At 47.7% G+C, this 12,402-nt stretch carries 14 protein-coding genes; all 14 read right to left on the bottom strand.

Annotated features, from left to right (window positions below; genetic code table 11):
* Positions 1-12: 12 nt before the first annotated feature.
* Complete coding sequence (locus L7E55_RS13270) at positions 13-549, bottom strand: flagellar basal body-associated FliL family protein (RefSeq protein WP_277444766.1); 537 nt, start codon at positions 547-549, stop codon at positions 13-15.
* A gap of 84 nt (positions 550-633) precedes the next feature.
* Entirely contained in the window at positions 634-1,476 is an 843-nt protein-coding gene (locus tag L7E55_RS13265) for a flagellar hook-basal body complex protein (protein ID WP_277444765.1), read from the bottom strand.
* A gap of 91 nt (positions 1,477-1,567) precedes the next feature.
* The gene (locus L7E55_RS13260; protein WP_277444764.1) at positions 1,568-1,960 is read right to left on the bottom strand and encodes a TIGR02530 family flagellar biosynthesis protein; all 393 of its coding nucleotides are present in this window, start codon (positions 1,958-1,960) and stop codon (positions 1,568-1,570) included.
* A 12-nt stretch (positions 1,961-1,972) separates the two neighbouring features.
* The gene (locus L7E55_RS13255) at positions 1,973-2,401 is read right to left on the bottom strand and encodes a flagellar hook assembly protein FlgD (RefSeq protein WP_277444763.1); all 429 of its coding nucleotides are present in this window, start codon (positions 2,399-2,401) and stop codon (positions 1,973-1,975) included.
* 18 nt (positions 2,402-2,419) lie between these two features.
* Positions 2,420-4,321, bottom strand: coding sequence for a flagellar hook-length control protein FliK (locus L7E55_RS13250; RefSeq protein ID WP_277444762.1), 1,902 nt, complete (start codon positions 4,319-4,321; stop codon positions 2,420-2,422).
* A 63-nt stretch (positions 4,322-4,384) separates the two neighbouring features.
* The gene (locus L7E55_RS13245; RefSeq protein ID WP_277444760.1) at positions 4,385-5,743 is read right to left on the bottom strand and encodes an S-layer homology domain-containing protein; all 1,359 of its coding nucleotides are present in this window, start codon (positions 5,741-5,743) and stop codon (positions 4,385-4,387) included.
* A 65-nt stretch (positions 5,744-5,808) separates the two neighbouring features.
* Positions 5,809-6,249, bottom strand: a complete 441-nt coding sequence (gene fliJ, locus L7E55_RS13240; RefSeq protein ID WP_277444809.1) for a flagellar export protein FliJ — start codon at positions 6,247-6,249, stop codon at positions 5,809-5,811.
* Between the two features lie 6 nt (positions 6,250-6,255).
* A complete protein-coding gene (gene fliI, locus L7E55_RS13235; protein ID WP_277444759.1) occupies positions 6,256-7,587 on the bottom strand; it encodes a flagellar protein export ATPase FliI in 1,332 nt (443 codons plus the stop codon).
* A 3-nt stretch (positions 7,588-7,590) separates the two neighbouring features.
* Entirely contained in the window at positions 7,591-8,400 is an 810-nt protein-coding gene (locus tag L7E55_RS13230; protein ID WP_277444758.1) for a FliH/SctL family protein, read from the bottom strand.
* Positions 8,387-9,394, bottom strand: a complete 1,008-nt coding sequence (fliG, locus tag L7E55_RS13225) for a flagellar motor switch protein FliG (protein WP_277444757.1) — start codon at positions 9,392-9,394, stop codon at positions 8,387-8,389. Before fliG ends, L7E55_RS13230 begins: the two co-directional genes overlap by 14 nt.
* Before the next feature lie 11 nt (positions 9,395-9,405).
* The gene (gene fliF, locus L7E55_RS13220; protein WP_277444756.1) at positions 9,406-10,950 is read right to left on the bottom strand and encodes a flagellar basal-body MS-ring/collar protein FliF; all 1,545 of its coding nucleotides are present in this window, start codon (positions 10,948-10,950) and stop codon (positions 9,406-9,408) included.
* Between the two features lie 49 nt (positions 10,951-10,999).
* A complete protein-coding gene (gene fliE / locus L7E55_RS13215; protein WP_277444755.1) occupies positions 11,000-11,293 on the bottom strand; it encodes a flagellar hook-basal body complex protein FliE in 294 nt (97 codons plus the stop codon).
* Positions 11,294-11,308: 15 nt separating this feature from the next.
* The gene (gene flgC / locus L7E55_RS13210; protein ID WP_277444754.1) at positions 11,309-11,755 is read right to left on the bottom strand and encodes a flagellar basal body rod protein FlgC; all 447 of its coding nucleotides are present in this window, start codon (positions 11,753-11,755) and stop codon (positions 11,309-11,311) included.
* Between the two features lie 4 nt (positions 11,756-11,759).
* Complete coding sequence (gene flgB, locus L7E55_RS13205; protein ID WP_277444753.1) at positions 11,760-12,167, bottom strand: flagellar basal body rod protein FlgB; 408 nt, start codon at positions 12,165-12,167, stop codon at positions 11,760-11,762.
* Positions 12,168-12,402 lie beyond the last annotated feature (235 nt).

The following is a 12,402-nucleotide window of genomic DNA, read 5'->3' as shown; positions in this document are numbered from 1 at the left end:
AAGCGCTTCCCCCTACTGGACCAGAAAATCCGTGAAGAATATCCCGGCAATATCTCCGGTTTTCAAATTATTATTGATTTCTTTAAGCAAGCTTTTTTTAAGATTCTCTACCGAACCGGTGGAAGTGACGTCAGTAAGCGTTTTAGTGCGCAAAGTGGAAATCAAAGTATCCATTACTTGATGCTGCTTGTCTTTTAATTCCTTGGCCAGATCTTTATTATCCTTAGGATACTCTATAACAACCTTCACCCTGAGGTAGTGTCCTCCCCCGTCACCGGAAAGATTCACCACCACCTCGCCCAGATCCAGCTTTTCATTTTGTACTTCTTTTGCTTTTGTATTTTTTTCAGGCGCTTTCGTTTCTTCTACACTACTGGCCTTCTTTGCCACCGCGCTATCCCCGGCCGGACTTTTAAAAAAGAAATACCAGCCGGCCGCAGAACCGGCTAAAACCACCAGGACTATAAGCAAAATCAGTAGTATTTTTTTCTTTTTAGGCTTATCTTTTTTCGTTCCTTTTCCCTGAGGTTTTTCACTGTCCTTTGGCACGGCCACACCTACTTTTCTTGGATTCTATAAACAAACTATGCATTACAGCCAAATAAGATACTGCATGTAAAGGTAGAAACTCAGCTACCGTTTGATATTTAACAATTCCTCCAAAATCTGGTCGGAAGTAGTAACCGTCCTGGCATTAGCCTGGTAACCGCGCTGAGTGGTAATCATGTTAACGAATTCGTCTGTTAAATCCACGTTGGACATTTCCAGGAAACCGGAGTTGATCGTGCCATATCCGCCTGTAGTGCCGCCCGGAGCTCCGAACACTTCAACAGCATTACCGCTGGTTGGCGAAATTTTATACATATTCAGTCCATCGCGCTCCAGGCCATCCTGGTTGGGAAACATGGCCAGGCCTATCTGAAAAGCATTGTCATTTTTTGTACCATCCAATAGAGTGTAAGAAATCCACCCGTCTTTCGAAATATTTATAGTCGCAACCCCGCTTGAGGCGATATCAAGCTGGATAGGATTACCCCCAACATCGCAAAGGTTGTAGCCGCTTGAATTAACGATATTACCTACATTATCAATATAGAATATCCCCTCTCTGGAATACCTTTCATTAATTTCACCAGTTCCCGCCACAGCTTCTCCGTTAGTCGACAATACATACCAGCCGTTACCGTTGACGGCAAGGTCCAGTGAGCGGCCGGTATTCTGCAAACCACCCTGGCCGGTATTGTTGGTGATGCTGGAAACCATCACGCCCAGACCGACTTGAGACGGGTTGATTCCACCTATGTTATCAACGCCGGCACTGGGATAACGTACCGTCTGGTAAAGAATATCCTGGAAATTAGTCCTGCTGCCTTTAAAGCCGGTTGTGTTGACATTGGCGACATTGTTGCCGATAACATCCATTCTGATCTGGTGGTTTTTCATACCCGAAGCGCCGGAAAAAAGAGATCTAATCATTATTTATCCTCCTTTTTGATAGCCGCCTCAGTCGTTCGGCGGCTGCACAGCCTCCTTTCGGGCCGGCTGTGAAATATTTTTTGAAGCTCGTTTACTTTACAATCACCGCGCTGTCTATGTTGGTAAAAACGTGGTCCGTCGCAAAGTTTCCGTCCATGGCTGTTACTATTGTTTTATTGCGTACGCTGGTAATCAAAGCCAAATCACCGTAGATTATCAATGATTCCCGCGCCCCCTTGGATTCAGCCTGTTTTACAGCCGTATTAATCTTGGCCAGATCATCCTGAGCTAAAACAATATTCCTTTCTTTTAGCCGTTTTTCGGCGTGTGCCGAGATCTTTAATCCCTGGTTTTTTTCAATCTCCCGCTGAACTGCTTCCTGAAAGGACAGCTTATCGTCTTTCCGCGGCGACTGTCCGCCCCCAGTTGCCGGTATGACCGGAAGCGGCGCAACAGGCAGGATTGAACTAATGTTATGGTTCATCTCGCACCACTCCTACTTGATTTCGGTCACCTTATCCAGCCCATAAGCAGTTCCATTTACATATACTTGCACAGTATCACCTGTAAGTGTGACTTTTTCCACCTGACCAGAAACTTCATTAATAACGGAACTACCGGAACTATCAGTACTATCGGCGGTAATTTTCACCTGATGTCCGATTAGCGCCGACGCCTGACCCATCTCCTGCGAAAGTTTGAGCTTGGTGATTTCTGTATTCATATTTGTCAATTGCTCAAGCATGGTAAATTGAGCCATTTGCGAAATAAATGCGCTTGTATCCTGCGGGCTGGCTGGGTCCTGGTTTTGCAACTGAGTTACGAACAACTGGAGAAACGCATCCTTGTCAAGTGTCTTTACAGGATCTTTCCTTTTCGCTTCCGTTGGATACGAATAATCATTAGTGGTTGAATTTACTTCCATTAAAACATCACATCCTGTTTATACTAAATAGTCAACCTGCCGGGAACTCGAACCAGTTTCGGTCCTGCCGGACTGTGCAGGCTCAACCGGAATGTCACTGTCTTTATGGTAGTTATTGCTACCGAATTGAACTGTGCCGCTCTGATTCCTTCCCTGATAATAAAAATTCGAATTGTCCTGGCTGCCGTTGCCGACGAACACAAACGCCTCATTTAATTTCAAATCCTGCTGGCCGAGGGAAGTCCTTAACTGCTGCAGCGAACCTTCCAGAACCTCTTTCACGCTATTGTTCGCGGTGTAAAAGTGGGCGTTTAATTCACCTTTATGAAAATAAAGTTTAATCGTGAGCTGTCCCAATTGCTCAGGCTCAAGTTTTAGCTGTACCTGTGTTTGCCGATTGTCATTGCCAATGTTGTTATATACATGCCTTATTTCCTGAAGCACCCTATCTCTGAGGTTGGACAAAGGTACTCCTTTTAAGCTGTCAGTGGCAACCTGCGCAGGGAATTGAGCGCTATTATCAGTCGTATTGCCTGTCCCCAATCCATTGTTGGAATCAACTTTTCCCGCCGGAACTGTATCGTTCGATATTATATTTTTACTCTCATCCGCGGTTTGTGGTCCCTTTGGCTTGTTATTCAGCAGCTTGTTTTCATTGCCACCCTGGTAGGCTAATTCCGGATTACGCTGTTGTTCCGCTGTTACGACTCCGGACTGGTTCTCCACATCCGGTTTAATCACAGCGTTTTCCGAAACAAAAGTAACAATTTTCTTTTCAGATGTTAACTGTGGCTCTCCTGCAGCTATTGAACCGGAAGCCGGATTGTTCACGTTCTCAGGCTCAGACTGCGTTGTAACAACATTATCCGTTTCAGTGGTGTTTACCCCAGCGACTACTGCGTTTGCATTTCCGGCATCAGACACAACTTGCAAACTCTGCCCTATATCGTTATTAACAGAAGAGTCTGCAACATAAGTTGCTTCAGATATCGGAACAAACGAAACGTTGTCGGATTGTATATCCTGAACAGCCGAATTTTTTCCTGGCACTCCTTGGCTATCGGACACATTACCTGCTTCTGAAATCACCACGGATGCAAAAATATTATTATCAGTGGCAGGAGGTTGTACCTTAGCAGTGTCTCCCGGTTGCACAGTGATGGCGCTGTTACCAGCTATTGCCTGATTGTTTTGCGCTTCCCCTTCTACCTCCGTAAATAAAACAGCTTGGGTTGTTTGCCCGGTAAGGTCCGCTGATTGATTAGCTATACTTTCAGGCAAAGTTGTGACTATAATAGCTTGGGCCGTGTCCGGCGGCACATCCGGTGATTGATTAATCAAATCTTCAGGTGAGGTTGTGACTGTAATAGCCTGGGCTGTGTCCGGAAGCATTTCCGGTGATTGATTAATTAAACTCTCAGGCGAATTTGTTACCGCAATATTCTGAGTTGTTACCGTAATAGTCTGCGCTGTGTCCGGCAGCACTCCCGGTGATTGATTAATTAAACCTTCAGGCGAGTTTGTTACCGTAATAACCTGGGTTGTATCCGGAAGCACTTCCGGCATGGGTATTTGCGCTATTTCAGTGGTAGTGTTACTATTCACCAATGCTTCGCCACCAACTGATTCTGCGTCCTGTTGCGAAGAAGCCGGCCTCACAATCAACATATTTCCCGGTAATTCACCTGATACTATTGGCACGTCAACAAAACCACCACTACTAGTCCCGGCAATTTGAGCATTGATACTGTCATCGCCGGAACCGGCGGAAACCTGGCTTGCTCCGGGGGGCTGTGGATTTAGCAGTGCCAGCATGGCAGCCATGGCCATGTCAAACCCTCCTGCGTCCGCCGAATCTCCAGATAATGTCCCGTTTCCCTTCCGTGAAACCAACACATTATTAACAGCCGCTATTTGCATATTTTTCACCTCCTTTCCAAGAAATTTATATCAAGAGGCACACTTTTTCGGATGACTTCCTCTTTAGATAAGCTTTTTGTTCTTCAGTACCTTTTGAATAATTTTCGCTGTTTCAGCACGGGTAATGGGATCCGTTGGGTTGAAGCTGTATTTTTTGGTAGTTGCATTAAGTGTTCCTGACATGTATTTTGCCTTGGAAACAGCAAGCACATAAGGTCTTGCCCAGACGCTAATATTCAAATAGTCATCATTATCAGCATACATTTTTTTTAATGCAGTTAAAACCTTATCATTAGAGGGATCATCCATGTAATCCACCTTAAGATTTACTGCACGCGCGATCAAAGCAGCCGCCTGTTCGCGCGTTACAGGCGCAGTGGGTTGAAACACCAGAGAACCACCAGCGGTCCTGATACCGTTGAAAAGCCCGTAACTTGCCGCGGTACAAACGTTTTCACGCCATTGCGGATAGTAATATTCATAATGTACACCATCAGCAAACAATGAAGGACTAGCAGAAGTCACATCGGAAAAAATGTTATTGTCCAGACTGGCTAGTGGAAGCCTCATACCCTTTACAAGCATTGAAGCGAACTCGCCGCGGGTCGTATTGTATTCATTGCTTGAACCGTCAACAAGTCCAAAGTACCCGTTACTCCCGGTTTGACTCATGATCCCTTTATTCCACAGTGATTGAACATATTGCTGTGACCAGTTGACGCTCGCGATCTCCTGTGAAAACTCATTGAAATCACTGTCTAAGTTAACCACGCAATAGCTGCCGAAGCCGTTCGTGGTAAAAGTAGCGGTAACTGTCTTTGAACCGGAGTTCACCAACCCTGGCAGTATCTCCCAGGGGGAGTTGTCATCAATACGATAAAGAACGCTCACAGTTTCATAAGAATCCGATATATTGCTGTTATACTTTAATGTAATTGTTGAGGGCGAAACAAAGCTATATCCAGGTAATGGACCATTACTTGCAGTTAGTGTCTGACTAGGGACTATTGTGTATACAGGGGAAAGTGGTTTTACTATCCAGTCATTTGTATGATTAATATAAGCATGGGGTGGACTAGGATCAACCGACTGAGCAAAGGAACCGTTAATGCTGGAACTGTCATTAGTGGGGAATATTGTTTTATCCCTAAGAATAACATTGATGCCTTCACCGCTAATATTATTATTGAATAAAAGGTAATTATCTTTGCCGAAATTAATCTCAACACTCTTGCTTATAGCACTTAGCTTGGTCCAACCTTTAGTTGCAGTTGTTGAAGTATACACCCATTGCGAAACGCTATTATCACCCGGAATCGGCAGATACACATCCGCAGCCACGGAAACCCCGGGCATACCCCCTGAAAAAATAGCTACTGCGAGCAAAGAAACCAACAAAATCCCGAAAAACTTTAATTTCATAACAACACCCCTCCTGTTCTTATCATTTAGCAACCTTAACAAGCTAACTAATGAATAAGCTTTTGTCAGAGATTGTCCAGCCGTCGCTGGTAGGCATAAAGGGCCAGTTCATCCACTTCTTTTTGCTCCCTGGCCGCCACTTCACGCTTGTAGTTCATCAAATGCTTATCCTTCAACATCTCAATGACCTGCCGCTCCTGTCTGGCCCGAACAGCGGCATTGCGCCTACTCTCAACAACGAGGCCGGCATTACTGACATCCTTTTCTTGTATATCAATTTTCTTGTTTAATGAAGCCCTGTAAAAGGACAAATACGCCACTCCCAGAACGTCCGCATCTTCTTCAGCCACATCAAACGCCGCTTCCAGACGCTGTCTGGTATTCTCGAGCATTGCCAGGCGCCGGTTATATTCGTGATGTGCCATGGCTAGGGCCTGCTCCGCTGAAACTTCTTTAGCGGCGCGATGCCGCAAAACCGGCTCAAGCTGAAAATGAAACTTAACGATGCTTGATCACCTCTTTCCATGAGCTATCGCACTTAGCCTGTTTAATGTGTCATCGTAATTATTATGCTCGTGCATTCCCTGCTTCAAGAAGTCAACAATTCCCTGGTAGGAAGCGATAGCCTCGTCAACCCGCGGGTTTGAACCCGCCACGTAAGCGCCGATATTGATCAAGTCTTCCGCCTGGCGGTAAGCTGCCAGCCAGTCACGCAACTTCCCGGCCTGCGCCCGGTGCTCCTCCGAGGTAATATCGGGCATCAAGCGGCTGACACTGTTCAGCACATCCACTGCCGGGTAATGGTTGGCCGCAGCTAGTGAACGGGACAGCACGATATGCCCGTCCAGGATGCCGCGCACCGCGTCGGAAATCGGTTCATTCAAATCATCTCCGTCTACAAGCACGGTAAAAAAAGCTGTAATTGAGCCGGTGTCGGACATGCCCGGCCGTTCAAGCAGCCGGGGCAACAGCGCGAACACAGAGGGAGTATAGCCTTTAGTCGCGGGCGGCTCCCCGATAGCCAGGCCAACCTCGCGCTGCGCCATGGCAAACCTGGTCACCGAATCCATCATCAACAGCACATCTTTAGCCTGATTCCGGAAATACTCGGCAATAGCGCAAGCGACAAAGGCGCCTTTTAAGCGCACCAGCGCGGGCTGCTCAGATGTCGCCACTACAACCACCGAGCGGGCCAAACCCTCCGGGCCGAGGTCGGTCTCAATAAAATCCAGCACCTCCCGGCCGCGCTCCCCGATTAAGGCGATAACGTTAACGTCGGCGCTGCCGTACCGCGAGATCATTCCCATTAAGGTACTTTTTCCCACCCCGCTGCCGGAGAAAATGCCGATACGCTGACCCCGGCCGCAGGTAAGAAACGCATCCACCACCCGCACTCCGGTTGACAGCACCTCGGATATACGTTTTCTCTTTAGCGGGTTTGGTGGACGATTGTCCACCGCGTATTCTTCAGTAAGCCCGTTCAGAGGACCCAGACCGTCCAAAGGATGACCCAGACCGTCCAATACCCTGCCGAGCAGTTGTTCCCCCACTTTAACATAAAACGGCTTGCCTGTGGGAATAACGCTGCACCCCTGGTAAATCCCCCTGAGTTCGCCAAGCGGCATCAGCAGTGTGCTCCCGTCACGGAAACCTACCACTTCAGCCCGGACCGGCTCAGGTTCACCCGGCACATTAATCCCGCAAACCTCTCCAATTGGAGAATTGATTCCCTGCACTTCGACTGTGAGTCCGATAACACGGGTGACCCTGCCGGTCAGTTTCAGCAAGTTGGCTTCTTTTATGCGCGACCTCCATACCGACAGGTCTATTGGAGCACTTTCCACAAACTAGCCCTCCTCACCGTAAAGAGCTTTAAATAACGCTACCCGCCGCGTTTCCATAGTAGCGTCCACCCGTCCACTCTCAGTTTCGACCCTGCACCCGCCCGGCTCAATCGAAGCGTCAGCAATTACTTGAAGCTCCGCCTTCGCCGGCAGCAGACCTCTCATCTCTTCTTTCCTTTTTTCATACAGCGCCAGTTCCGACGGGTTTATGTACAGAACCACCTGGAGTCTATCCGCAACCAGGCGAAGCGATTCCATGGCCACGTTACAGACAATTTCCGGTTCAAGAGACAACTGGGCTGACAAAAGCCTTTCGGCTATTTCCCTGGCCAGATTGATAATATTACCTTCAAGTGACCTCAGGGTCTGGCGGCGACTTTCTTCCGACTGTTTCAATACATCCAGAGCCATTTCCCGGATCGTTTCGCCGTCTTCCTTCGCTTTTGCCATCCCTTCCTGGTAGCCGTCCCGATACCCCTGGTCAAATGCGGTCTTGCGCGCTTCCAGTTTGATCTGTTCACTTTCAAGCTCCGCTTGACGGCAAGCTTCTTGCTTGATATTTTCACCGTCAAGCCGGGCTTGTCTGATTAGTTCGTCCGCGGCAGCGCGAGCCTCGCTTAATGTTTCTTCAGCCTGCGCCAAGATTTCGGCGCTTAAATCAATATTTTCTTCCAGATCTGTCTCCTGGGTTGCGTTGTCCCCATTTCCGTCACCGAACTGGGGTTCCCCAACAAAATTACACAACCTGAGCGGCAATATTTGCAAGTTGCTATCCCGCACATCAGTACTCTTGATAATCTTATACAAGTACATCCTCGCCACCCCGCGAGATGATAATTTCGCCGCTTTCGTCAAGCTTGCGCAAGATATTCACGATCTTCTGCTGCGCTTGTTCCACTTCTCTTAAACGTACCGGTCCCATAAATTCGATTTCCTCTTTGAGCATTTCCGCCGCGCGTTTGGACAGGTTTTTATATATCCTGGCGTTCACCTCTTCACCGGCGCCACGCATAGCCATAGCCAGATCTTTTGAATTGACCTCCCTTAAAACTCTCTGGATGAAGTTATCCGGGAGCATAATCATGTCTTCGAATACAAGCATGCGCCGCTTGACTTCTTCCGCCAGCGCCGGGTCTTCCCTTTCCAAACCTTCCAAAACCACTTTTTCCGCGCTTCTGCCCACCCTGTTCAGAATATCCACGAGGGCTTGGACACCGCCCACCACGGAGTGGTCCTGTTGTACTACTGAAGAAATCTTGCTTTCCAGCACAGCTTCAACATCCTTGATCACATCTGGGGTCAAGCGGTCAATAATAGCGACACGCCTGGCAATATCACTTTGCATATCGGGCGGCATGGACGCCAGAATAATGCCGGCTTGCTCCGGGGTTAGATGGGCAAGAACCAGCGCCACGGTTTGCGGGTGTTCTTCACGGATAATGTTTAAAATCGACTTTGGATCAGCCTTGCGCAAGGCGCTAAAAGGTACTGACTTCATTTCCTTGGTCAGCTTGGACAGTATTTCAGAAGCCTTTTGCTGACCAAGGGTTTTCTCAAGCAATTCCTTGGCGTAACCCATCCCACCGTGGATCAGGAATTCCCGCGCCCGGTGCAGTTCAAAAAACTCATCAAAAACAGCATACTTGATTTCAGGAGGCACTTTGATCATATTGGAGATTTCCTGAGTAAGCTGTTCAATCTCAGCATCCGCGAAACGCTGTTTCAAAACCTTGGCCGACAAGTCCGAACCCAAGGCGATCAAAAGTATGGCCGCTTTTTGAGAACCGGTCAGCTTGGAAAGCTGCAATGTCGTCCCTCCTAATCCCTCATCCAAACTTTTATAATTTCAGCAATATCGTCAGGTCTCTCGGTAGCAATTTTCCGTATTTGCTCTTGTTTATCGTCCTTGATTTCATGCTCCGGCTCCGCTTCCAGGACTCCCACCGGAATGAAGGTTTCTTCTATCTCTTGTTCTTCTTCAAACTGCGCTTGGGCACTGCGGCGCCGGTTCACCAGATAAATAACCAGTAGAACCAGTAACGCTAGCAGAATAATTCCGGCGACCGCGGCAATAATATATATCCTGCTTCTATCCTTGGCGCTTTTTTCCTGAGCAGCTTCCGCGTCAAGTTTTTTCTGAAGCGAGTCGTCAAATGCCATACTGGTGACACTGATTTGATCACCGCGGCTTTGATCATACCCCATGGCGGCAGCTACGGCATCCTTGATCTTAGTAACGTCAACCGGGCTGTCCGCGTTATCTTTAACAACCACTGCCGCGGACAGGCGCTTCACTCTGCCTGGCGCCGCAACCAGTGTTTCTTGTTTTGAACTCACCTGATAGTTGATGGTGTTATCTTCTTTGCTGAAGTTAGATGAGTCGACGCTCTGGGCAAAGGGAGTAGTAGTAATGTTAGAATCGGTTCCCACCGCGCCGCCTGACGTGCTGCCTTTACCTGTTTCCTTTATGGTATGCTCGCTAACCTTCACATTGTCCGGGTTTGTGTTAGTAGTGTTAGTTACTTGCTGTTTGCTAAAATCAAGATCAGCGGTGACCATCGCCACGGAATTATTTTGGCCGGTGATCTTGGCAAGCATCTGCTGAATCCTTATTTCCAGCTCTTTTTCATATTCCCGCTGCAATTTTTGCTGCTCCAAAGTAGTCTTGGTGAGCACTACATCCGGGTTGTTGTTTAACTTCAAGTTTTCACTAAGGACATTCCCCGCGTTATCTATAATATGAATATTTTCAGGCTTTAGCCCTTCCACGCTGCCCACAAAGAGATCACAAATTCCCTGAACCTGCTCGGGCTTCAGTTGGGCCCCGGGTTTTAACGTCAAAGCCACCGAAGCGGTTGGGGTACCCTGATCGTTGACAAACACGCTTTTTTGCGGAAGCACCAGATGAACCCTGGCATCTTGCACTCCTTCAATGTGTATTATTGTTCTCCTTAATTCTTCTTGCAAGGCCCGCTGGTAGTTAACCTGCTGGTCGAAATCGCTTTGCCCGAACTTATTCTGGTCAAAAAGCTCAAACCCCTTGCCGTCCCCACCCAACACGCCACTGCTGGCTAACTGGATCCTTGCTTCATAAACCTGAGACTCCGGCACCTTGATAGTTTGCCCTTGGTCGGCAAGCTGGTATGGAATTTTCATTGTCTTTAATTTTTCAGCGATAGCTCCAGCTTCCTTCGGATCAAGTCCCGATAATAAGGGTGCATAACTAGGTCTTGTGACAATAAGTCCAAGATATATAAAACATACTAAAACACCGGCAGCGACCAGGACCGAGATTATCTTTTGATTTCGGCTTAAGGCCTGCCATCTCTCCTTGACCATGGCTAGAGAGCCGCCTAGGTTCAATCAAACCACCTCAAACATCCAAATAAACGCGTTAAATTCAACAAAAGCATTACACTTGCATACGGGAAACTTCCTGATAAGCCTCAATCACTTTATTTCTTACTTCAACGGCCAGCTGCATAGTCAAACTAGCTTCCTGCATGGCTATGGCAACCTGGTGAAAATCTTGTATTTCACCTGTAAGAAACTTTAGCGTCAAGTTATCGGCGTTCACCTTGCTATCATTTAATTTTTTCAGGGAGTCGTTCAACATGTCGGCGAAAGAACTCCCCCCGCTTTCCTGCTTGTTCCCGGGTCCCGCCGGTTGCACCGGCAGGGCCAGCCCAACAGGTGATACTTGCATTTGCCTGTCCTCCTCTTAACCGCGCCCTATTTCCATCGCCTTCAAAGCGATATCTTTGGCGGCGTTTAAAGCCGTCACGTTCGCTTCATAAGCTCTGGTGGCAGTAATCATATTAACCATTTCATTAACAACATTAATATTAGGGTAAGCCACATAGCCTTTTTCGTCAGCGTCAGGATGAGAAGGGTCGTAGACCAACCGCGGCGGGTTGCTGTCTTCCAACACCTTGGTTACCCGTACACCCGCGCCACTAAAAAGCGGCTGTGACACACCCGCATCCTCTTCCTGCCTCAATATCTGAGCAAATAAGGGAATTCTCCTGCGATAGGGGGGGTTGTTCGGATCATTCGGCCTGCCGGTAGTATTCATATTGGCAATATTATTGGAGATCAAGTCCAAACGCAATCTCTCCGCCGTAAGACCTGATGCGCTGATCGCAAAAGAAGTGAAAAAACCGGCCATTTATTTATCTCCTTCCGCCAGTAATAACGTAGCTCAAACCGGAATAACGTTCACTCAATTCTTTGGCAACCGCCTGGTATTGCATGCTATTTGCCGCAAGGTTCGTCATTTCCTCGTCAATGTCAACGTTGTTTCCATCAGTGCGCATAGTAGTTTCTTTACTAAGGGATACTTCCGGCCTCAGTTCGGCCAGTGAAGGTTTTCCGCCAAAGTGCCTGGGATCCGTCGTTATCATCTCCACCGGCTCCCGGCCGAGAGCCTTTTTCAACAAACTGTCAAATTCCACGACAGTTTTTTTAAAGTATGGAGTATTTACATTGGCGATATTATTAGCCATCACTCTTTGACGCAGAGCACCGGCGTCTAATTCCTTTACCAGAGAAACCATCACTTGATCAGAAAAAAGGTCCACAGACACCCCTCCATTGTTTTTTCAGCGCATGGTAATTTTTTATCATATCAGGAACTACTTACCTGATGCTATTTTACTGAATTATTCTACATTAAAAAAGGTTTATCCTGCATATTTCGGCCGCATCCGGACACCCATTCCGGTAGCATCCGGACAGCGTAACGGCAACATCCGGACAGCATAACGGAATTATCCGGACAGCATTTCGGCAACATCCGGACACCTTGTCGAGTTA

The organism is Pelotomaculum isophthalicicum JI (assembly GCF_029478095.1).
GTDB classification, from domain to species: domain Bacteria; phylum Bacillota; class Desulfotomaculia; order Desulfotomaculales; family Pelotomaculaceae; genus Pelotomaculum_D; species Pelotomaculum_D isophthalicicum.
Note: the sequence above shows the minus strand (reverse complement) of the source record. Positions and strands in the feature narration are given on the sequence as shown.